This window comes from Streptomyces sp. NPDC031479, from assembly GCF_055581065.1.
On sequence record NZ_JBVIKC010000002.1, the window covers coordinates 347,228 to 367,611 of the forward strand.

Annotated in this window: 21 protein-coding genes; 20 read left to right on the plus strand and 1 reads right to left on the minus strand. The window is 70.9% G+C overall.

Annotated features, from left to right (window positions below):
- Positions 1-10: 10 nt before the first annotated feature.
- Genes ACZ5D2_RS04195 through nusB form a run of 7 tightly spaced genes read left to right on the plus strand, consistent with a single transcriptional unit; the run spans position 11 to position 5,047 of the window.
- A complete protein-coding gene (locus ACZ5D2_RS04195) occupies positions 11-493 on the plus strand; it encodes a shikimate kinase (RefSeq protein ID WP_371681338.1) in 483 nt (160 codons plus the stop codon).
- Complete coding sequence (gene aroB / locus ACZ5D2_RS04200) at positions 490-1,581, plus strand: 3-dehydroquinate synthase (protein WP_371679443.1); 1,092 nt, start codon at positions 490-492, stop codon at positions 1,579-1,581. The genes ACZ5D2_RS04195 and aroB overlap by 4 nt, the downstream gene beginning before the upstream one ends.
- The gene (aroQ, locus tag ACZ5D2_RS04205) at positions 1,578-2,018 is read left to right on the plus strand and encodes a type II 3-dehydroquinate dehydratase (protein WP_266837915.1); all 441 of its coding nucleotides are present in this window, start codon (positions 1,578-1,580) and stop codon (positions 2,016-2,018) included. The genes aroB and aroQ overlap by 4 nt, the downstream gene beginning before the upstream one ends.
- Positions 2,019-2,064: 46 nt before the next feature.
- Positions 2,065-2,820, plus strand: coding sequence for an AAA family ATPase (locus ACZ5D2_RS04210; RefSeq protein WP_266837914.1), 756 nt, complete (start codon positions 2,065-2,067; stop codon positions 2,818-2,820).
- Between the two features lie 57 nt (positions 2,821-2,877).
- On the plus strand, positions 2,878-3,984 hold the full coding sequence (locus tag ACZ5D2_RS04215) for an aminopeptidase P family protein (protein WP_371679444.1): 1,107 nt from the start codon (positions 2,878-2,880) through the stop codon (positions 3,982-3,984).
- A gap of 59 nt (positions 3,985-4,043) precedes the next feature.
- Positions 4,044-4,610, plus strand: a complete 567-nt coding sequence (gene efp / locus ACZ5D2_RS04220; protein ID WP_371679446.1) for an elongation factor P — start codon at positions 4,044-4,046, stop codon at positions 4,608-4,610.
- 2 nt (positions 4,611-4,612) lie between these two features.
- Complete coding sequence (gene nusB / locus ACZ5D2_RS04225; protein WP_266837909.1) at positions 4,613-5,047, plus strand: transcription antitermination factor NusB; 435 nt, start codon at positions 4,613-4,615, stop codon at positions 5,045-5,047.
- Between the two features lie 191 nt (positions 5,048-5,238).
- Here nusB and bldD read toward each other — a convergent pair whose 3' ends face one another.
- Positions 5,239-5,739: a transcriptional regulator BldD gene (bldD, locus tag ACZ5D2_RS04230; protein ID WP_007263032.1), complete on the minus strand. Its 501-nt coding sequence runs from the start codon at positions 5,737-5,739 to the stop codon at positions 5,239-5,241.
- Between the two features lie 265 nt (positions 5,740-6,004).
- Here bldD and pyrR point away from each other — a divergent pair, with 265 nt between their 5' ends.
- The 13 genes from pyrR (at position 6,005) to metK (ending at position 20,376) form a co-directional block, all read left to right on the plus strand.
- Positions 6,005-6,610, plus strand: a complete 606-nt coding sequence (gene pyrR, locus ACZ5D2_RS04235) for a bifunctional pyr operon transcriptional regulator/uracil phosphoribosyltransferase PyrR (RefSeq protein WP_371679448.1) — start codon at positions 6,005-6,007, stop codon at positions 6,608-6,610.
- 103 nt (positions 6,611-6,713) lie between these two features.
- Positions 6,714-7,703, plus strand: coding sequence for an aspartate carbamoyltransferase catalytic subunit (locus tag ACZ5D2_RS04240; RefSeq protein ID WP_266837908.1), 990 nt, complete (start codon positions 6,714-6,716; stop codon positions 7,701-7,703).
- Positions 7,704-7,705: 2 nt separating this feature from the next.
- Positions 7,706-8,992 carry a dihydroorotase gene (locus ACZ5D2_RS04245; RefSeq protein WP_371679449.1) on the plus strand — a complete coding sequence of 429 codons (1,287 nt, stop codon included), beginning with the start codon at positions 7,706-7,708 and terminating at the stop codon, positions 8,990-8,992.
- A complete protein-coding gene (locus tag ACZ5D2_RS04250) occupies positions 8,989-9,570 on the plus strand; it encodes a PH-like domain-containing protein (RefSeq protein ID WP_371679450.1) in 582 nt (193 codons plus the stop codon). Before ACZ5D2_RS04245 ends, ACZ5D2_RS04250 begins: the two co-directional genes overlap by 4 nt.
- On the plus strand, positions 9,567-10,709 hold the full coding sequence (gene carA / locus ACZ5D2_RS04255) for a glutamine-hydrolyzing carbamoyl-phosphate synthase small subunit (RefSeq protein ID WP_371679451.1): 1,143 nt from the start codon (positions 9,567-9,569) through the stop codon (positions 10,707-10,709). Before ACZ5D2_RS04250 ends, carA begins: the two co-directional genes overlap by 4 nt.
- The gene (carB, locus tag ACZ5D2_RS04260) at positions 10,702-14,010 is read left to right on the plus strand and encodes a carbamoyl-phosphate synthase large subunit (protein WP_371679452.1); all 3,309 of its coding nucleotides are present in this window, start codon (positions 10,702-10,704) and stop codon (positions 14,008-14,010) included. Before carA ends, carB begins: the two co-directional genes overlap by 8 nt.
- A gap of 92 nt (positions 14,011-14,102) precedes the next feature.
- Positions 14,103-15,212 (plus strand): quinone-dependent dihydroorotate dehydrogenase, encoded by a 1,110-nt coding sequence (locus tag ACZ5D2_RS04265; protein ID WP_371679453.1) that lies wholly within the window; start codon positions 14,103-14,105, stop codon positions 15,210-15,212.
- Complete coding sequence (gene pyrF / locus ACZ5D2_RS04270) at positions 15,209-16,051, plus strand: orotidine-5'-phosphate decarboxylase (RefSeq protein WP_371679454.1); 843 nt, start codon at positions 15,209-15,211, stop codon at positions 16,049-16,051. The genes ACZ5D2_RS04265 and pyrF overlap by 4 nt, the downstream gene beginning before the upstream one ends.
- A gap of 303 nt (positions 16,052-16,354) precedes the next feature.
- On the plus strand, positions 16,355-16,678 hold the full coding sequence (locus tag ACZ5D2_RS04275; RefSeq protein ID WP_030234009.1) for an integration host factor: 324 nt from the start codon (positions 16,355-16,357) through the stop codon (positions 16,676-16,678).
- A 61-nt stretch (positions 16,679-16,739) separates the two neighbouring features.
- The gene (gene gmk, locus ACZ5D2_RS04280; protein ID WP_371679455.1) at positions 16,740-17,303 is read left to right on the plus strand and encodes a guanylate kinase; all 564 of its coding nucleotides are present in this window, start codon (positions 16,740-16,742) and stop codon (positions 17,301-17,303) included.
- A gap of 61 nt (positions 17,304-17,364) precedes the next feature.
- Positions 17,365-17,637 (plus strand): DNA-directed RNA polymerase subunit omega, encoded by a 273-nt coding sequence (rpoZ, locus tag ACZ5D2_RS04285; protein ID WP_004948662.1) that lies wholly within the window; start codon positions 17,365-17,367, stop codon positions 17,635-17,637.
- A gap of 99 nt (positions 17,638-17,736) precedes the next feature.
- Entirely contained in the window at positions 17,737-18,972 is a 1,236-nt protein-coding gene (gene coaBC, locus ACZ5D2_RS04290; protein ID WP_371679456.1) for a bifunctional phosphopantothenoylcysteine decarboxylase/phosphopantothenate--cysteine ligase CoaBC, read from the plus strand.
- Positions 18,973-19,167: 195 nt separating this feature from the next.
- On the plus strand, positions 19,168-20,376 hold the full coding sequence (metK, locus tag ACZ5D2_RS04295) for a methionine adenosyltransferase (protein ID WP_100660992.1): 1,209 nt from the start codon (positions 19,168-19,170) through the stop codon (positions 20,374-20,376).
- The last annotated feature ends 8 nt before the right edge of the window (positions 20,377-20,384 follow it).

Genomic DNA, 20,384 nt, shown 5'->3' on the forward strand with positions numbered 1-20,384 from the left:
CGTCGGGCCCATGGGCTCCGGCAAGTCGACGGTGGGGGGTCTGCTGGCCGAACGGCTCGGCGTCCCCTACCGGGACACCGACGCCGACATCGTCGCCGCCACGGGCCGGGAGATCTCCGACCTGTTCGTCGACGAGGGCGAGCCGTACTTCCGCGAGCTGGAGCGGCGGGCCGTCGCGGACGCCCTCGCCGGGCACACCGGAGTCCTCGCCCTCGGCGGCGGCGCCGTCCTCGACGAGGGCACCCGCGCCCTGCTCGCGGGGCTGCCCGTCGCCTACCTGTCGATGGACGTCGAGGAGGCCGTGCGCCGCGTCGGCCTCGGCGCCGCGCGCCCGCTGCTCGCCGTCAACCCGCGCCGCCAGTGGCGCGAGCTGATGGACGCCCGGCGCCACCTGTACACCGAAGTCGCGCGCGTCGTGGTGGCCACCGACGACCGCACCCCCGAAGAGGTCGCCCAGGCGGTCCTCGACGCTCTGGAGTTGAAGGACGTATGACAGACCAGGTGACGCGGATCAACGTCGGCGCCGGCGCCGGACACGACGCGTACGACGTGCTGGTCGGCCGGCAGCTGCTCGGCGAGCTGGGCGGCCTGATCGGCACGAAGGCCCAGCGGGTCGCGGTGATCCACCCCGAGGCGCTCGCCTCGACCGGTGAGGCGCTGCGGGACGACCTGGCGGCGCAGGGCTACGAGGCCGTCGCCATCCAGGTGCCCAACGCCGAGGAGGCCAAGACCGTCGAGGTGGCGGCGTACTGCTGGAAGGCGCTCGGCCAGTCCGGCTTCACCCGCACCGACGTGATCGTCGGCGTGGGCGGCGGCGCGACCACCGACCTCGCCGGCTTCGTGGCCGCCACCTGGCTGCGCGGCGTGCGCTGGATCGCCGTACCGACCACGGTCCTCGCGATGGTGGACGCGGCGGTCGGCGGCAAGACCGGCATCAACACCGCCGAGGGCAAGAACCTGGTGGGTTCCTTCCACCCGCCGGCCGGCGTCCTGTGCGACCTGGCCGCGCTGGACTCGCTGCAGGTCAACGACTACGTCAGTGGCCTCGCCGAGATCATCAAGGCCGGGTTCATCGCCGACCCGGTGATCCTCGACCTGATCGAGGCGGACCCGGCGGCCGCCCGCACGCCGGACGGCCCGCACACGGCCGAGCTGATCTGCCGCTCCATCCAGGTCAAGGCCGATGTGGTCTCCAGCGACCTCAAGGAGTCCGGACTCCGCGAGATCCTCAACTACGGCCACACCCTCGCGCACGCCATCGAGAAGAACGAGCGCTACAAGTGGCGCCACGGCGCCGCCGTGTCCGTCGGCATGGTCTTCGCCGCCGAGCTCGGCCGTCTCGCGGGCCGCCTCGACGACGCGACGGCCGACCGGCACCGGGAGATCCTCGCCGCGGTCGGCCTGCCGCTGACCTACCGCGGGGACCAGTGGCCCAAGCTGCTCCAGACCATGCAGGTCGACAAGAAGTCCCGCGGCAACCTGCTGCGCTTCATCGTGCTGGACGGCCTGGGCAAGCCCACCGTCCTGGAGGGCCCCGACCCGGCCCACCTGATCGCCGCGTACGGCGAGGTGTCGGCGTGAGCCGCAAGGTGCTCGTGCTCAACGGCCCGAACCTGGGCCGCCTCGGCTCCCGCGAGCCCGACGTCTACGGGGCGACCTCGTACGCCGGTCTCGTCGAGAGCTGCCGCACCCTGGGCGCGGAGCTCGGCTTCGACGTGGAGGTCCGCGAGACCAACGACGAGGGCGAGCTCGTGCGCTGGCTGCACGAGGCCGCCGACGGCAAGGTCCCGGTCGTGATCAACCCGGGCGCCTTCACGCACTACTCGTACGCCATGCGGGACGCGGCGGCTCAGCGCACCGCGCCGCTGATCGAGGTGCACATCTCCAACCCGTACGCCCGCGAGGAGTTCCGGCACACCTCCGTCATCGCGGCCGTCGCGACGGGTACCGTGGCCGGCTTCGGGCTGGGCTCCTACCGGCTGGCGCTGCGCGCGCTGGCGGAAGAGGTCACGGCCTGAGATAACGTTCTCGCATCAGTCGCCTGAACGAGACGGAGTGGCGCGGATGCAGCAAGGAGTGGGGGACTGGGGTCCGCCGCAGGGTCAGCACCCGGCGGCGCCCCCGCCGCCGCCGATACCCCCCGCGCGGGGGTGGCCGGTGGCCCCCATGGGCCCGGTGGCCCCGGTGCCCGAGGCCACCGGGCACATTCCGCTGCCCCCCGCCGTGGCGGCCCCGCCCGTGCCCCCCGCGCCCGGTACCGGCGGCGCCACCCTCGCCGTGCTGCTCATCGGCCCGGCGGGGGCCGGCAAGACCACCGTGGCCCGGCACTGGGCGGCGACCCGCCCCGTGCCGACCGCGCACATCAGCCTGGACGACGTCCGCGAGTGGGTCTGCTCGGGCTTCGCGGACCCGCAGGCGGGCTGGAACGAACATTCCGAGGCCCAGTACCGCCTCGCCCGCCGCACCTGCGGCTTCGCCGCCCGCAACTTCCTGGCCAACGGCATCTCCTGCATCCTCGACGACGCCGTCTTCCCCGACCGGCCCGTGGTGGGCCTGGGGGGCTGGAAGCGGCACGTGGGGCCCGGACTGCTCCCGGTCGTGCTGCTGCCCGGCCTGGAGATCGTCCTGGACCGCAATGCCGCCCGCTCCGGGAACCGGCGCCTGTCCGACGAGGAAGTGGCCCGCATCCACGGCCGGATGGCCGGCTGGTACGGCTCCGGGCTGCCGATCATCGACAACTCCCACCTGGACGTGGAAGGCACGGCCCGGGCCCTGGACGAGGCCCTGGCGCGGGCCTCGGCGAGCCCCCAGGGCTGGTAGCCCCGTCCGGACGCGCTCGCCGGGCCGGATGCGCGGGGCGCTCGTACGCTCGAATACATGTCAGACGTGTACGCGGCCCGCAGGGCCCTGCTCCGCGACCGCTGTGGCGCCGCGGGCAACTCCGCCGCACTGATCACGCGTCCGGCGAACGTCCGCTACCTCTCCGGGGCGTCCCCGCTGGGCGCCGTCCTGCTGGTCGGGCCCGCCGAAGACGTCCTGTTCTGCGCCGCCGCACCCACCGGTGAGGCGGACGAGGGGCGGCTCGACGAGGGGCTGCGGCTCTCCGTCCTGCCCAATCCCGGCGCGGACCCGGCCGTGGCCGCCGCCGACCTGGCCGCCGCCGCACGGGCCGAGTCCCTCGCCGTCGAGGAACACCACCTCACCGTCGGCCGCCACCGGGCCCTGCGCTCCGTCGCGCCCCGGCTGCGGCTCTGCGACCTGGGAGCCGCCGTCGAACAGCAGCGGCTCGTCAAGGACGAGGAGGAGATCGCCTGCCTGCGGATCGCCGCCGAGATCGCCGACCAGGCCCTCGGAGAGCTGCTGGAGTCGATCCTCGTCGGCCGTACCGAACGCCACCTCGCCCTGGAGCTGGAACGCCGGCTCGTGGACCACGGCGCCGACGGTCCGGCCTTCCCGACCTCCGTCGGCACCGGCCCGCACTCCGGCCGCTCGCGGCACCGGCCCTCCGACCGGCGCGTGGAGGAGGGCGACTTCCTCACGGTCTGCCTCGGCGCGAACTACCGGGGCTACCGCTGCGAGATCGGCCGGACCTTCGTGATCGGCACCACTCCCGCCGACTGGCAGATCGAGCTGTACGACCTCGTCTTCGCCGCCCAGCGGGCCGGCCGGGAGTCGCTCCTCCCGGGCGCCGCGTACCGCGACGTGGACCACGCGGCACGGTCCGTACTGGACTCCGCGGGGCACGGTGAAGCCCTCGCGGCATCGATGGGACACGGGGTGGGCCTCGAAATCGACGAGGACCCGCAGCTTGCACCTACGGCAATGGGTAAACTGGACGCTTGCGTGCCGGTCACCGTCGAACCGGGGGTTCACCTCCCGGGCCGGGGAGGTGTCCGGATCGATGACACGCTCGTCGTACGCCCCGAGGCGGACGGCGGTCCAGAGCTACTCACCATTACGACCAAGGAGCTGCTCGCGCTCTAGCCCACGTGGCCGGGCCGTGCGCGCACCCAAGGTCTTCCAGTGCAGGAGATTCCGCAACCGTGGCTTCCACGAACGACCTCAAGAACGGCATGGTGCTGAAGCTCGACGGGGGCCAGCTCTGGTCCGTCGTCGAGTTCCAGCACGTCAAGCCCGGCAAGGGCCCGGCCTTCGTGCGTACCAAGCTGAAGAGCGTGATGTCCGGCAAGGTCGTCGACAAGACGTTCAACGCCGGCACCAAGGTCGAGACGGCCACCATCGACCGCCGCGACATGCAGTTCTCGTACATGGACGGCGACTACTTCGTCTTCATGGACATGAGCACCTACGACCAGCTCATGGTCGACCGCAAGGCCGTCGGCGACGCCGCCAACTTCCTCATCGAGGGCTTCACCGCCTCCGTGGCCCAGCACGAGGGCGAGGTGCTCTACGTCGAGCTCCCGGCCGCCGTCGAGCTGGTCATCGAGCACACCGACCCGGGCGTCCAGGGCGACCGCTCCACCGGTGGCACCAAGCCGGCGCGCCTGGAGACCGGCTACGAGATCCAGGTCCCGCTCTTCGTGACCACGGGCGAGAAGGTCAAGGTCGACACCCGCACCAGCGACTACCTCGGCCGGGTGAACAGCTAACCGTGGCCGCCCGGAGCAACGCGCGCAAGCGCGCCTTCCAGATCCTGTTCGAGGCCGACCAGCGCGGGGTGCCCGTGCGCGAGGTCCTCGCGGACTGGATCCGCCACGCGAGGTCGGACGACCGGCAGCCGCCGGTCAGCGCCTTCACGATGGACCTCGTCGAGGGCTACGCCGACAAGGTGAACCGCATCGACGACCTGATCGTCACCTACGCCGTGGACTGGGAGCTCGACCGCATGCCGGTCGTCGACCGGAACATCCTGCGGCTGGGCGCCTACGAGCTGATCTGGGTCGACGAGACCCCGGACGCCGTGGCGATCGACGAGGCCGTCCAGCTGGCCAAGGAGTTCTCGACGGACGACTCGCCGGCGTTCGTGAACGGCCTCCTCGGCCGGTTCAAGGACCTGAAGCCGAACCTGCGTCGCAGCGAGAGCTGACACCAGGCACGCGCCATACGGAAGGGCCCGCAACGTACGCGTTGCGGGCCCTTCCGTATGCGCGGCGCGGCCGGGACCTCACCGGGGGCCGCCCCGGGAACGAAAACCGGCGGGTGCCGGGACCCGGAGAGGTCCCGGCACCCGCCGGTAAACGTTTCTGCTGGCCCGGGCCCGAATGCCGGGCTTCAGGACTAGATGTCCTCGTGGGCCACCGCGCGCCGCGCGTCGGCGTCGAGGACGCCCCAGCTGATCAGCTGCTCGGTCAGGACCGAGGGGGACTGGTCGTAGATGACGGCCAGGGTGCGCAGGTCGTCCTGGCGGATCGACAGCACCTTGCCGTTGTAGTCGCCGCGCTGGCTCTGGATGGTCGCCGCGTAGCGCTGGAGGGGGCCGGCCTTCTCGGCGGGGACGCCCGCCAGGCGCTCCAGGTCGAGGCGCAGCTTCGGCGGCGGCTCGGCCGCTCCGCCGGGGGTCGTGCCCGGCAGCAGTTCCTGCACCGGAACCCCGTAGAAGTCCGCCAGCTCGGCGAGGCGCTGGACGGTCACGGCGCGGTCCCCGCGCTCGTAGGAGCCGACCACCACGGCCTTCCACCGGCCCTGGGACTTCTCCTCGACACCGTGGAGGGAGAGGCCCTGCTGGGTGCGGATGGCGCGGAGCTTGGCCCCGAGCTGTTTGGCGTATTCGCTGGACATAACGCTCCCGGACGCTGTGACGCTGTGACGACATGGACGACGGGCTGCATGGATGACATGCGGGGCCGTCGCGCGGCTGGTAACTCACTGTGAGGTTACGCAGCGTTACGTGGATGCGTCAAGCCGAATGGTCTTCGACGCCCACTTACGAGGGCTCCGCGGGGCCCCGGGTGCGGAGCCGGGCGCGGGGTCCTGGTACCGTGGACGGCGTACATCAGACGTCCTTTAAGGTCCGTCCCGTGAGGCGGAGAAGGAGGTCCTTTTCATGGACAGCCAGACTTCTCAGATTTCTGAAGACGGCGGTCGGAACGCCGGCGAAGCAATGCGCCCCGTGCTGGAGGCGCAGGACATCGCCCGGGTCCTGACCCGCATCGCCCACGAGATCGTCGAACGCGCCAAGGGCGCCGACGACGTGGTGCTCCTCGGCATTCCCACCCGCGGCGTGTTCCTCGCCGACCGGCTGGCGGCCAAGCTCGAAGAGATCACCGGCACGAAGATCCCGGTCGGCTCCCTCGACATCACCATGTACCGCGACGACCTGCGCCTGAAGCCCGCACGGGCGATCGGCCGCACGGAGATCCCCGGCGACGGCATCGACGGCCGCCTCGTGGTCCTCGTCGACGACGTGCTCTTCTCCGGCCGCACCATCCGCGCCGCCCTCGACGCCCTCGGCGACATCGGCCGGCCCCGCGCCGTTCAGCTCGCGGTCCTCGTCGACCGCGGCCACCGGGAACTCCCGATCCGCGCCGACTACGTCGGCAAGAACCTCCCCACGTCGCTGCGGGAGACCGTCAAGGTCCAGCTCCAGGAGGAGGACGGCCGCGACGCCGTGCTGCTCGGCCAGCGGACCGACCAGGCCTCCGGGCAGTAGCCCCTCCGGGTGCCGGACCCCTCCTCGGGGTCCGCGCCGCACCCCGCCCTGCCCGCATCCAGCCAGTCCTCCTGCCTGCCCTCCCGACTTACGGAGTAACCGGATGAAGCGCCACCTCATCTCGGCCGCCGACCTCACGCGCGACGACGCCGTCCTCATCCTCGACACCGCCGAGGAGATGGCCCGCGTCGCGGACCGGCCGATAAAGAAGCTGCCCACCCTCCGCGGCCGCACCATCTGCAACCTCTTCTTCGAGGACTCCACCCGCACCCGGATCTCCTTCGAAGCCGCCGAGAAGCGCCTGTCCGCCGACGTGATCAACTTCGCGGCCAAGGGCTCCAGCGTCTCCAAGGGCGAGTCCCTCAAGGACACGGCCCAGACCCTGGAGGCCATGGGCGTCGACGCGGTCGTCATCCGCCACCACGCCTCCGGCGCCCCCTACCGCCTCGCCACCTCCGGCTGGATCGACGCCCCCGTCATCAACGCGGGCGACGGCACCCACCAGCACCCCACCCAGGCCCTGCTCGACGCCTTCACCATGCGCCGCCGTCTGGTCGGCCGGGACGCCGGACTCGGCAAGGGCCTCGACGGCCGCCGGATCACCATCGTCGGCGACGTCCTGCACAGCCGCGTGGCCCGTTCCAACGTGGACCTGCTGCACACCCTCGGCGCCGAGGTCACCCTGGTGGCCCCGCCCACCCTGGTGCCCGTCGGCGTCGAGACCTGGCCCTGCGAGATCTCGTACAGCCTCGACGAGGTGCTGCCGAAGTCCGACGCGGTCATGATGCTGCGTGTGCAGCGCGAGCGGATGAACGCCGCCTTCTTCCCGACCGAGCGCGAGTACTCGCGCCGCTACGGCCTGGACGCCGCCCGGATGGCGCGGATGCCCGAGGACGCCATCGTGATGCACCCCGGCCCGATGGTCCGTGGCATGGAGATCACCGCCGAGGTCGCCGACTCCGACCGCTGCACGGTCGTCGAGCAGGTCGCCAACGGCGTCTCCATCCGCATGGCCGTCCTGTACCTGCTGCTCGGAGGATCCGAGCCCGCCGTCACCACCACCGCAGCCCCGCGCACCGAGGAGACCAAGTAAAGATGAGCAAGATCCTTATTCGTGGCGCGAAGGTGCTCGGTGGCGAGGCGCAGGACGTCCTGATCGACGGCGAGACCATCGCGGAGGTCGGCAGCGGCCTGTCCGCCGAGGGCGCGACCGTCATCGAGGCGGAGGGCCGGACCCTGCTCCCGGGCCTCGTCGACCTGCACACGCACCTGCGCGAGCCCGGCCGTGAGGACTCCGAGACCGTCCTGACCGGCACCCGCGCCGCCGCCTCCGGCGGCTACACCGCCGTCTTCGCCATGGCCAACACCTTCCCGGTCGCCGACACCGCCGGCGTCGTCGAGCAGGTCTGGCGCCTGGGCAAGGAGTCCGGCTACTGCGACGTGCAGCCCATCGGCGCCGTCACGGTCGGCCTGGAGGGCAAGAAGCTCTCCGAGCTGGGCGCCATGCACGAGTCCGCCGCCCGCGTCACCGTCTTCTCCGACGACGGCAAGTGCGTGGACGACGCCGTGATCATGCGCCGTGCCCTGGAGTACGTGAAGGCCTTCGGCGGCGTCGTCGCCCAGCACGCCCAGGAGCCCCGCCTCACCGAGGGCGCCCAGATGAACGAGGGCGTCGTCTCCGCCGAGCTCGGCCTCGGCGGCTGGCCCGCCGTCGCCGAGGAGTCGATCATCGCCCGCGACGTCCTCCTCGCCGAGCACGTCGGTTCCCGGGTGCACATCTGCCACCTCTCCACCGCCGGCTCCGTCGAGATCGTCCGCTGGGCCAAGTCCCGCGGCATCGACGTCACCGCCGAGGTCACCCCGCACCACCTGCTCCTCACCGACGAGCTCGTCCGCTCGTACAACCCGGTCTACAAGGTCAACCCGCCGCTGCGCACCGAGCGCGACGTGATGGCCCTGCGCGAGGCGCTCGCCGACGGCACGATCGACATCGTCGCCACCGACCACGCCCCGCACCCGCACGAGGACAAGGACTGCGAGTGGGCCGCCGCCGCCATGGGCATGGTCGGCCTGGAGACCGCGCTCTCCGTCGTCCAGCAGACGATGGTGGAGACGGGCCTGCTCGACTGGGCGGGCGTCGCCGACCGGATGTCCGCCGCGCCTGCGCGCATCGGCGGGCTCTCCGGCCACGGCCGTCCCGTCTCGGCAGGTGAACCCGCCAACCTGACGCTGGTCGATACCTCGTACCGTGGTGCTGTGGACCCCGCACACTTCGCCTCCCGCAGCCGCAACACGCCTTACGAGGGCCGTGAGCTGCCGGGTCGCGTCACTCACACCTTCCTGCGGGGCCGGGCAACGGTCGTGGACGGGAAACTGGCGTGACACCTGCAGTAATCCAACTGGCCGCCGAGGCCGCCGAACGACAGTCGGCGGAGGTGACGGACTGGGGCGCCCGCATCGCGTGGGTGGTCGGTCTGCTCGTCTTCATCGCGTTCGTGTACTGGCTGATGCGGCAGGGCTGGAAATGGCGCGGGGCCCTGCAGAGCGATCTGCCGGAGCTCCCCGCCGCCCCCGGCGGTCTCCCCGAGCACCGGCTGGCCCTGACCGGCCGGTACCACGGGTCCACCACCGCCGGGCAGTGGCTCGACCGGATCGTCGCCCACGGTCTGGGGGTGCGCAGCCGGGTCGAGCTCACGCTCACCGACGCGGGCCTCGACGTGGTCCGTCCGGGTGCCACCGACTTCTTCGTACCGGCCGCGCAGCTGCGCGGCGCCCGCCTCGACAAGGGAATCGCGGGCAAGGTACTCACCGAGGGCGGTCTCCTCGTCGTCACCTGGGCGCACGGCGACAAGCTGATCGACTCCGGATTCCGCTCCGACCGCGCGGCCGAACACGCCGCCTGGGTCGAAGCGATCAACCTCATGAACCCATCCATCACGACGGAAGGCGCCGAACGATGACGACCTCCACCAGGGGAGCAGCCAAAGCTCCCGCCGTACTCGTCCTGGAGGACGGTCGGATCTTCCGCGGCCGCGCCTACGGCGCTGTGGGGGAGACCTTCGGCGAGGCCGTGTTCTCCACGGGCATGACCGGCTACCAGGAGACCCTCACCGACCCGTCGTACCACCGGCAGGTCGTCGTGATGACCGCCCCGCACGTGGGCAACACCGGCGTCAACGACGAGGACCCCGAGTCCTCCCGCATCTGGGTGTCCGGCTACGTGGTCCGCGACCCCGCCCGCGTCCCCTCCAACTGGCGCGCGCAGCGCTCGCTGGACGAGGAGCTGGTCAAGCAGGGCGTCGTCGGGATCTCCGGCGTCGACACCCGCGCCCTGACCCGCCACCTGCGCGAGCGCGGCGCCATGCGCGTCGGCATCTTCTCCGGCGACGCGGTCGCCGACGACGCCGCGCTGCTGGCGCGCGTCCTGGAAGCCCCCCAGATGAAGGGTGCGAACCTCTCCGCGGAGGTCGCCACCAAGGAGGCCTACGTCGTCCCCGCCATCGGTGAGAAGAAGTTCACCGTGGCCGCCGTCGACCTCGGCATCAAGGGCATGACCCCGCACCGGATGGCCGAGCGCGGCATCGAGGTGCACGTGCTGCCCGCCACCTCCACCGTCGAGGACGTCTACGCGGTCTCCCCGGACGGCGTGTTCTTCTCCAACGGCCCCGGCGACCCGGCCACCGCCGACCACGCGGTCTCCGTCATGCAGGGCGTGCTGGAGCGCAAGACCCCGCTCTTCGGCATCTGCTTCGGCAACCAGATCCTCGGCCGCTCGCTGGGCTTCGGCACCTACAAGCTGAAGTACGGCCACCGCGGCATCAACCAGCCGGTCCAGGACCGCACCACCGGCAAGGTCGAGATCACCGCGCACAACCACGGCTTCGCCGTCGACGCGCCCCTCGACAAGGTCTCCGAGACCCCCTACGGCCGCGCCGAGGTCTCGCACGTCTGCCTGAACGACAACGTCGTGGAAGGCCTCCAGCTGCTCGACCAGCCGGCCTTCTCCGTCCAGTACCACCCCGAGGCGGCCGCCGGCCCGCACGACGCCGCGTACCTCTTCGACCGCTTCGTATCCCTGATGGAGGCCGAGCGTGCCTAAGCGCACCGATATCCAGTCCGTCCTGGTCATCGGCTCCGGCCCGATCGTCATCGGCCAGGCCGCCGAGTTCGACTACTCCGGCACCCAGGCCTGCCGCATCCTCAAGGCCGAGGGCCTGAGGGTCATCCTGGTGAACTCCAACCCGGCGACGATCATGACCGACCCGGAGATCGCCGACGCCACGTACGTCGAGCCGATCACCCCCGAGTTCGTCGAGAAGATCATCGCGAAGGAGCGCCCCGACGCGCTGCTCCCGACCCTCGGCGGCCAGACCGCGCTCAACACCGCGATCTCCATGCACGAGCAGGGTGTGCTGGAGAAGTACGGCGTCGAGCTCATCGGCGCCAACGTCGAGGCCATCAACAAGGGCGAGGACCGCGACCTCTTCAAGGGTGTCGTCGAGGCCGTCAAGGCCAAGATCGGCTACGGCGAGTCAGCCCGCTCGGTCATCTGCCACACCATGGACGACGTCATCGCCGGCGTCGACACCCTCGGCGGCTACCCCGTCGTCGTGCGCCCCTCCTTCACCATGGGCGGCGCCGGCTCCGGCTTCGCCCACGACGAGGAAGAGCTGCGCCGCATCGCCGGCCAGGGCCTCACGCTCTCCCCGACCACCGAGGTGCTCCTGGAGGAGTCCATCCTCGGCTGGAAGGAGTACGAGCTGGAGCTGATGCGCGACACCAAGGACAACGTGGTCGTCGTCTGCTCCATCGAGAACTTCGACCCGATGGGCGTCCACACCGGCGACTCCATCACCGTCGCCCCGGCGATGACCCTCACCGACCGCGAGTACCAGCGGCTGCGCGACATCGGCATCGCGATCATCCGCGAGGTCGGCGTCGACACCGGCGGCTGCAACATCCAGTTCGCGATCGACCCGGTCGACGGCCGCGTCATCGTCATCGAGATGAACCCGCGCGTCTCGCGCTCCTCGGCGCTCGCGTCGAAGGCCACCGGCTTCCCGATCGCCAAGATCGCCGCCAAGCTGGCCATCGGCTACACGCTCGACGAGGTCCCGAACGACATCACCGAGAAGACCCCGGCTTCCTTCGAGCCGACCCTCGACTACGTCGTCGTCAAGGCCCCGCGCTTCGCCTTCGAGAAGTTCCCGCTCGCCGACTCCACCCTCACCACCACCATGAAGTCGGTGGGCGAGGCCATGGCGATCGGACGCAACTTCACCGAGGCGCTCCAGAAGGCCCTGCGCTCCCTGGAGAAGAAGGGCTCGCAGTTCACCTTCGTCGGCCCCGTCGGCGACAAGGACGAGCTCCTCGCCACCGCCGTGCGCCCCACCGACGGCCGCATCAACACCGTCATGCAGGCCATCCGCGCCGGCGCCACCCAGGAAGAGGTCTTCGAGTCCACGAAGATCGACCCCTGGTTCGTCGACCAGCTCTTCCTGATCAAGGAGATCGCCGACGAGCTGGCCGCCGCCGAGAAGCTCCACCCCGAGCTGCTCGCCGAGGCCAAGCGCCACGGCTTCTCCGACGCCCAGATCGCCGAGATCCGCGGGCTGCGCGAGGACGTCGTCCGCGAGGTCCGCCACGCGCTCGGCGTCCGCCCGGTCTACAAGACGGTCGACACCTGCGCCGCCGAGTTCGCCGCGAAGACCCCGTACTTCTACTCGTCCTACGACGAGGAGTCCGAGGTCGCGCCGCGCACCAAGCCCGCGGTGATCATCCTGGGCTCCGGCCCGAACCGCATCGGCCAGGGCATCGAGTTCGACTACTCCTGCGTCCACGCCTCCTTCGCCCTCAGCGACGCCGGCTACGAGACCGTGATGGTCAACTGCAACCCGGAGACCGTCTCGACGGACTACGACACCTCCGACCGCCTGTACTTCGAGCCGCTGACGCTCGAAGACGTGCTGGAGATCGTCCACGCCGAGTCGCTGGCCGGCCCCATCGCCGGTGTCGTCGTCCAGCTCGGCGGCCAGACCCCCCTCGGTCTGGCCCAGGCGCTCAAGGACAACGGCGTCCCGGTCGTCGGCACCCCGCCGGAGGCCATCCACGCCGCCGAGGACCGCGGCGCCTTCGGCCAGGTCCTGGCCGAGGCGGGCCTGCCCGCCCCCAAGCACGGCACCGCCACCACCTTCGCGGGCGCGAAGGCGATCGCGGACGAGATCGGCTACCCGGTCCTCGTGCGCCCGTCCTACGTGCTCGGCGGCCGCGGCATGGAGATCGTCTACGACGAGACCCGCCTGGAGTCGTACATCGCGGAGTCCACCGAGATCTCCCCGACCCGCCCCGTCCTGGTCGACCGCTTCCTCGACGACGCGATCGAGATCGACGTCGACGCCCTCTACGACGGCCACGAGCTCTACCTCGGCGGCGTCATGGAGCACATCGAGGAAGCCGGCATCCACTCCGGCGACTCCGCCTGCGCCCTGCCCCCGATCACCCTCGGCGGCTACGACATCAAGCGCCTGCGCGCCTCCACCGAGGCCATCGCCAAGGGCGTCGGCGTCCGCGGCCTGATCAACATCCAGTTCGCGATGGCGGGTGACATCCTCTACGTCCTGGAGGCCAACCCGCGCGCCTCCCGGACCGTCCCCTTCACCTCGAAGGCGACCGCCGTCCCGCTCGCGAAGGCCGCCGCCCGCCTCTCCCTCGGCGCCACCATCGCCGAGCTGCGCGAGGAGGGCATGCTCCCGAAGACCGGCGACGGCGGCACCCTGCCGCTCGACGCGCCGATCTCCGTCAAGGAGGCCGTCATGCCGTGGTCGCGCTTCCGCGACATCCACGGCCGCGGCGTGGACACCGTCCTCGGCCCGGAGATGCGCTCCACCGGCGAGGTCATGGGCATCGACTCCGTCTTCGGCACGGCCTACGCCAAGTCGCAGGCGGGTGCCTACGGCCCGCTGCCCACCAAGGGCCGCGCCTTCATCTCCGTCGCCAACCGCGACAAGCGTTCGATGATCTTCCCGGCGCGCGAGCTCGTCGCCCACGGCTTCGAACTCCTCGCCACCTCGGGCACCGCCGAGGTGCTGCGCCGCAACGGCATCAACGCCACCGTGGTGCGCAAGCTCAGCGAGGGCGAGGGCCCCGACGGCGAGAAGACCATCGTCCAGCTCATCCACGACGGCCAGGTCGACCTGATCGTCAACACTCCGTACGGGACCGGCGGCCGCCTCGACGGCTACGAGATCCGCACGGCGGCCGTGGCGCGCAGCGTCCCGTGCCTGACCACGGTCCAGGCGCTCGCCGCCGCCGTCCAGGGCATCGACGCGCTCAACCGCGGTGACGTGGGCGTCCGCTCCCTCCAGGAGCACGCGGAGCACCTGACCGCCGCCCGCGACTGACGACAGGCCCGTACGAAGGAGGGGGACCCCGGCGCGCCGACCGCGCGCCGGGTGTCCCCTTCCTCATGAGCGCAGAGGGATCCTCAGGCACCGTGTACAAACTCTTCTTCAACCTCGTCTTCAAGCGGATGGACCCGGAGCAGGCCCACTACACGGCCTTCCGCTGGATCCGCCTCGCCGCCCGCACCCCCGTGCTGCGCACCTTCGTCGCGGCGGCCCTCGCGCCCCGGTACGAGGGGCTCCGCACCGAGGCCCTCGGCCTGCGGATGCACGGCCCCTTCGGGCTCGCGGCCGGCTTCGACAAGAACGCCGTCGCCATCGACGGCATGTCCATGCTCGGCTTCGACCACGTCGAGATCGGCACGGTCACCGGACAGGCGCAGCCCGGCAACCCCAAGAAGCGGCTCTTCCGCCTCGTCCCCGACCGCGCCCTGATCAACCGCATGGGCTTCAACAACGAGGGCTCCGCCGCCGTCGCCGAGCGGCTCGCCGCCCGCAACCCCGTCTTCCGGACCGTCGTCGGCGTCAACATCGGCAAGACCAAGGTGGTGCCCGAGGAGGAGGCCGCCGCGGACTACGTGCTCTCCACCGAGCGCCTGGCCCGGCACGCCGACTACCTCGTCGTCAACGTCTCCTCGCCGAACACCCCCGGCCTGCGCAACCTCCAGGCCACCGAGTCGCTGCGCCCGCTGCTGACCGCCGTGCGCGAGGCCGCCGACCGCTCGGTGACCGGCCGCAGGGTGCCGCTGCTCGTCAAGATCGCCCCCGACCTCGCCGACGAGGACGTCGACGCCGTCGCCGACCTCGCACTGGAGCTGGGCCTGGACGGCATCATCGCGACCAACACCACCATCGCGCGCGAGGGCCTCGGCCTGAAGTCCGACCCCTCGCTGGTCAAGGAGACCGGCGGGCTGTCCGGAGCGCCCGTCAAGGAACGCTCCCTGGAGGTCCTGCGCCGCCTGTACGCGCGCGTGGGGGACCGGATGGTCCTGGTGGGCGTCGGCGGCATCGAGAACGCCGAGGACGCCTGGCAGCGCATCCTCGCGGGCGCCACCCTGATCCAGGGCTACAGCGCCTTCATCTACGAGGGCCCGTTCTACGCCCGCGCCATCCACAAGGGCCTGGCCGCGCGCCTGGCCGCCAGCCCCTACGCGACCCTCGCCGAAGCGGTGGGCGCCGAGACCCGAAAGGCCGCGCTGTGAGCCCTGTGACCCCGTTCGGTACCCGTCTGCGCGCCGCCATGGACGCTCGGGGCCCCCTGTGCGTGGGCATCGATCCGCACGCCGCCCTGCTGGCCTCCTGGGGCCTGGACGACGACATCGCGGGCCTGGAGCGGTTCTCCCGCACCGTCGTGGAGGCCCTGGCCGACCAGGTGGCGGTCTTCAAGCCGCAGGCGGCCTTCTTCGAGCGCTTCGGCTCGCGCGGCGTGGCGGTGCTGGAGCGGACGGTGGCCGACGCGCGGGCGGCGGGCACGCTGGTGCTGATGGACGCCAAGCGGGGCGACATCGGCTCCACCATGGCCGCGTACGCCTCGGCCTTCCTGGACCCGGCGTCCCCGCTGTTCTCGGACGCGCTGACGGTGTCCCCGTACCTCGGCTACGGCTCGCTGAAGCCGGCCGTGGAGCTGGCGCGTGAGTCCGGTGCGGGCCTGTTCGTCCTGGCGCTCACCTCCAACCCGGAGGGCGCGGAGGTCCAGCGGGCGGTCCGCGAGGACGGCCGGACCATCGGGGCGACGATGCTGGCGCACCTGGCCGCGGAGAACGAGGGAGCCGCGCCGATGGGCTCCTTCGGGGCCGTGGTCGGGGCGACGCTGGGGGACCTGTCCTCCTTCGACCTGGACATCAACGGGCCGCTGCTGGCTCCCGGCATCGGCGCGCAGGGCGCGACGGCGGCGGACCTCCCGGCGGTCTTCGGAAAGGCGGTCGGCAACGTCGTCCCGAACGTGTCGCGGGGTGTCCTGAAGCACGGTCCGGACGTGACCGCGCTGCGCGAGGCGTCCCGCCGGTTCGCGGACGAGATCCGCGCGGCCGTCGCGTCGTAATCCCCCTCCGGGGCCACGCCCGCGAACACCTCGGCACGGACACATGGCACGGCTTGACGAAATTCGAACGTCTTTCCCCGGACAAAACCGGGGTACTTTGTCCGTGATGTACGGTTCAGTGGAGGCTGACCAGGACTTTTCGTCCGTTCTCGCTGACTGGAGCGGCCATGGCCGCTAGTCTCCGACCAGAGTGAACGAGCAGCGAACGATTTACCGCGCTGTTCGGGAGGCTCGCCCGGCGTGGTGCCCTGGGGCTCCTCGCCGGTCCGTATCCGACAGTTCGACATCCGAGGTGACGTAGGCGTGGCTCTTCCGCCCCTTACCCCTGAACAGCGCGCAGCAGCGCTCGAAAAGGCCGCCGCGGCTCGCCGGGAGCGGGCCGAGGTGAAGAATCGACTCAAGCATTCCGGCGCCTCCCTCCACGACGTCATCAAGACGGGCCAGGAGAACGACGTCATCGGCAAGATGAAGGTCTCCGCCCTTCTGGAGTCGCTGCCCGGCGTGGGCAAGGTCCGCGCCAAGCAGATCATGGAGCGCCTCGGCATCTCCGAGTCCCGGCGTGTCCGAGGTCTCGGTTCCAACCAGATCGCCTCTCTGGAGCGTGAGTTCGGCGGTAGCGGCGCCTGAGGCGTCGCCCGAAGTTCTCCCGGCGTTCTCATGCAGTCCCGAGAACCTGGATAATCGCTCTATGGCAGCAGAGGTTCGTCCGCGGCTGACCGTGCTCTCCGGCCCTTCGGGGGTCGGCAAGAGCACGGTCGTCGCGCATATGCGCAAGGTCCACCCCGAGGTATGGCTCTCGGTGTCGGCCACCACCCGCAAGCCGCGGCCCGGTGAGCGACACGGAATCCACTACTTCTTCGTCAACGACGACGAGTTCGACAAGCTGATCGCCAACGGCGAGCTGCTGGAGTGGGCCGAGTTCGCGGGCAACCGCTACGGCACACCCCGCGGCGCGGTGCTGGAACGCCTGGACAACGGCGAACCGGTGCTGCTGGAGATCGACCTCCAGGGCGCCCGGCTCGTCCGCGAGTCCAAGCCCGACGCCCAGCTGGTCTTCCTGGCCCCGCCCAGCTGGGACGAACTGGTCCGCCGGCTCACCGGCCGCGGTACCGAATCCCCCGAGGTGATCGAGCGCAGGCTCGACTCCGCCAAGATCGAACTGGCTGCCGAGTCCGAGTTCGACACCACCCTGGTCAACACCTCCGTCGAGGACGTGGCGCGTGAGCTGCTAGCCTTGATGAAAGTTGTTTGATCGTTGATCGATGTCATGTCGATTGATGTTTGATCTTTCACCCATCTTCGGAAGGTAGAGCGTGTCCTCTTCCATCACTGCGCCCGAGGGCATCATCAACCCGCCGATCGACGAGCTGCTCGAGGCCACGGACTCGAAGTACAGCCTCGTGATCTACGCGGCCAAGCGCGCGCGTCAGATCAACGCGTACTACTCGCAGCTCGGCGAGGGCCTGCTTGAGTACGTCGGCCCGCTGGTGGACACCCACGTCCACGAGAAGCCGCTTTCGATCGCGCTGCGCGAGATCAACGCGGGCCTGCTGACCTCCGAGGCCATCGAGGCCCCGGCCCAGTAAGGCGCGGAACATTCTCTTCACCACAGGCCCGGCAGAACATCTGCCGGGCCTGTGGTGTGTCATAGGTGGCGTAGACCGATTCCGAACGGGGAGCGAGTGGTGGACAAGCCGGGTAAGCCGAAGGTCGTGCTGGGGGTCAGCGGCGGGATCGCCGCGTACAAGGCCTGTGAGCTGCTGCGCCGGCTGACGGAGTCGGGGCACGACGTCCGGGTGGTGCCCACGGCCGCCTCCCTGAACTTCGTCGGCGAGGCCACCTGGTCCGCGCTCTCCGGGAACCCGGCCTCCACCGAGGTCTGGGAGACCGTCCACGAGGTGCCCCACGTGCGCATCGGGCAGGGAGCCGACCTCGTCGTCGTCGCCCCCGCCACCGCCGACATGCTGGCCAAGGCCGCCCACGGGCTCGCCGACGACCTGCTCACCAACACCCTGCTCACCGCCCGCTGCCCGGTGGTCTTCGCCCCCGCGATGCACACCGAGATGTGGGAGCACCCCGCCACGCAGGAGAACGTCGCCACGCTCCGCCGCCGCGGCGCCGTCGTGATCGAGCCCGCCGTGGGCCGGCTCACCGGCAAGGACACCGGCAAGGGCCGGCTGCCCGACCCCGAGGAGATCTACGAGGTCTGCCGCCGGGTCCTGGCGCGCGGTGCGGCCGGGCCCGACCTGGCCGGACGCCACGTGGTGATCAGCGCCGGCGGGACCCGGGAGCCGCTCGACCCCGTCCGCTTCCTCGGCAACCGCTCCTCCGGCAAGCAGGGCTACGCCCTCGCCCGCACGGCCGCCGCCCGCGGAGCCCGGGTCACCCTCGTCGCGGCCAACACCGCGCTCGCGGACCCGGCCGGAGTGGACGTCGTACGCGTGGGGACCGCCCTCCAGCTGCGCGAGGCGGTGCTGAAGGCGGCCGCCGACGCCGACGCAGTCGTGATGGCGGCGGCGGTGGCCGACTTCCGGCCGGCCCGGTACGCCGACGGCAAGATCAAGAAGAAGGACGGACAGGACCCCGCGCCCGTCGCCCTCGTGCGCAACCCCGACGTGCTCGCGGAGATCTCCGCCGACCGGGCCCGGGAGGGCCAGGTCGTCGTCGGTTTCGCCGCCGAGACCGACGACGTGCTCGCCAACGGCCGGGCCAAGCTCCGCCGCAAGGGGTGTGACCTTCTCGTGGTCAACGAGGTCGGCGCCACCAAGACCTTCGGTTCGGAGGAGAATGAGGCAGTCGTCCTGGCCTCCGATGGTGGAGAGACTCCGGTGCCCCACGGTCCGAAGGAAGCTCTGGCGGACGTGATTTGGGACCGGGTGGTGGGACTCCTCGCACCCCAGGACGGCTCCAGAAGCGCCTGAGCGTCGCTCTTCTCGGAGGCAAATCCGTGCGTCAGAATGGAGTGCCGCAGGTCACATGGCTCCCATAAGGCGAGACGGGTGGTCCGGCGAACGGTGGCGACCGATAAACTGCAACCTGGAACGTGACCGGGCGCAGCCCCCGGTGTGGTTCCGCCAAATGATCAGCCAGCAGCCGCTGCAACCCCAGGGAGCGTTGTGTCCCGTCGCTTGTTCACCTCGGAGTCCGTCACCGAGGGTCACCCCGACAAGATCGCTGACCAGATCAGCGACACGATCCTCGACGCGCTCCTCACCGAGGACCCGACCTCGCGTGTGGCCGTGGAGACTCTCATCACCACCGGTCTCGTCCACATCGCGGGCGAGGTGACCACCAAGGCGTACGCGCCGATCGCCCAGCTCGTCCGCGACAAGATCCTCGAGATCGGTTACGACTCGTCCAAGAAGGGCTTCGACGGCGCTTCCTGCGGCGTGTCGGTGTCCATCGGTGCGCAGTCGCCCGACATCGCCCAGGGCGTGGACACGGCGTACGAGCAGCGCGTCGAGGGTGACGAGGACGAGCTCGACAAGCAGGGCGCCGGCGACCAGGGCCTGATGTTCGGCTACGCCTGCGATGAGACCCCCGAGCTGATGCCGCTCCCGATCCACATCGCGCACCGGCTCTCGCGCCGCCTGTCCGAGGTCCGCAAGAACGGGACCATCCCGTACCTGCGTCCCGACGGCAAGACCCAGGTCACCATCGAGTACGACGGCGACAAGGCCGTGCGCCTGGACACCGTCGTCGTGTCCTCGCAGCACGCCGCGGACATCGACCTGGACTCGCTGCTCGCCCCGGACATCCGCGAGTTCGTCGTGGAGCACGTGCTGGCGCAGCTCGTCGAGGACGGCATCAAGCTGGACACCGAGGGCTACCGGCTGCTGGTGAACCCGACCGGCCGCTTCGAGATCGGCGGCCCGATGGGCGACGCCGGCCTCACCGGCCGCAAGATCATCATCGACACCTACGGCGGCATGGCCCGCCACGGCGGCGGCGCCTTCTCCGGCAAGGACCCGTCGAAGGTCGACCGCTCCGCCGCGTACGCCATGCGCTGGGTCGCGAAGAACGTGGTCGCCGCCGGCCTGGCCGCGCGCTGCGAGGTCCAGGTCGCGTACGCGATCGGCAAGGCCGAGCCCGTCGGCCTCTTCGTCGAGACCTTCGGCACCGCCAAGGTCGACGTCCAGAAGATCGAGGACGCCATCGGCGAGGTCTTCGACCTGCGCCCGGCCGCGATCATCCGCGACCTCGACCTGCTGCGCCCGATCTACGCCCAGACCGCCGCCTACGGCCACTTCGGCCGCGAGCTGCCGGACTTCACCTGGGAGCGCACCGACCGCGTCGACGCCCTGCGCGCCGCCGCCGGTCTGTAAACGCCGCC

Excerpts from the sequence above, each read along its gene's own strand:
- ACZ5D2_RS04195 (WP_371681338.1), top strand. The coding sequence starts at position 11 with ATGGGCTCCGGCAAGTCGACGGTGGGGGGTCTGCTGGCCGAACGGCTC.
- aroB (WP_371679443.1), top strand. The coding sequence starts at position 490 with ATGACAGACCAGGTGACGCGGATCAACGTCGGCGCCGGCGCCGGACAC.
- ACZ5D2_RS04210 (WP_266837914.1), top strand. The coding sequence starts at position 2,065 with ATGCAGCAAGGAGTGGGGGACTGGGGTCCGCCGCAGGGTCAGCACCCG.
- ACZ5D2_RS04215 (WP_371679444.1), top strand. The coding sequence starts at position 2,878 with ATGTCAGACGTGTACGCGGCCCGCAGGGCCCTGCTCCGCGACCGCTGT.
- bldD (WP_007263032.1), bottom strand. The coding sequence starts at position 5,739 with ATGTCCAGCGAATACGCCAAACAGCTCGGGGCCAAGCTCCGCGCCATC.
- pyrR (WP_371679448.1), top strand. The coding sequence starts at position 6,005 with ATGGACAGCCAGACTTCTCAGATTTCTGAAGACGGCGGTCGGAACGCC.
- ACZ5D2_RS04240 (WP_266837908.1), top strand. The coding sequence starts at position 6,714 with ATGAAGCGCCACCTCATCTCGGCCGCCGACCTCACGCGCGACGACGCC.
- ACZ5D2_RS04245 (WP_371679449.1), top strand. The coding sequence starts at position 7,706 with ATGAGCAAGATCCTTATTCGTGGCGCGAAGGTGCTCGGTGGCGAGGCG.
- carA (WP_371679451.1), top strand. The coding sequence starts at position 9,567 with ATGACGACCTCCACCAGGGGAGCAGCCAAAGCTCCCGCCGTACTCGTC.
- gmk (WP_371679455.1), top strand. The coding sequence starts at position 16,740 with ATGGCAGCAGAGGTTCGTCCGCGGCTGACCGTGCTCTCCGGCCCTTCG.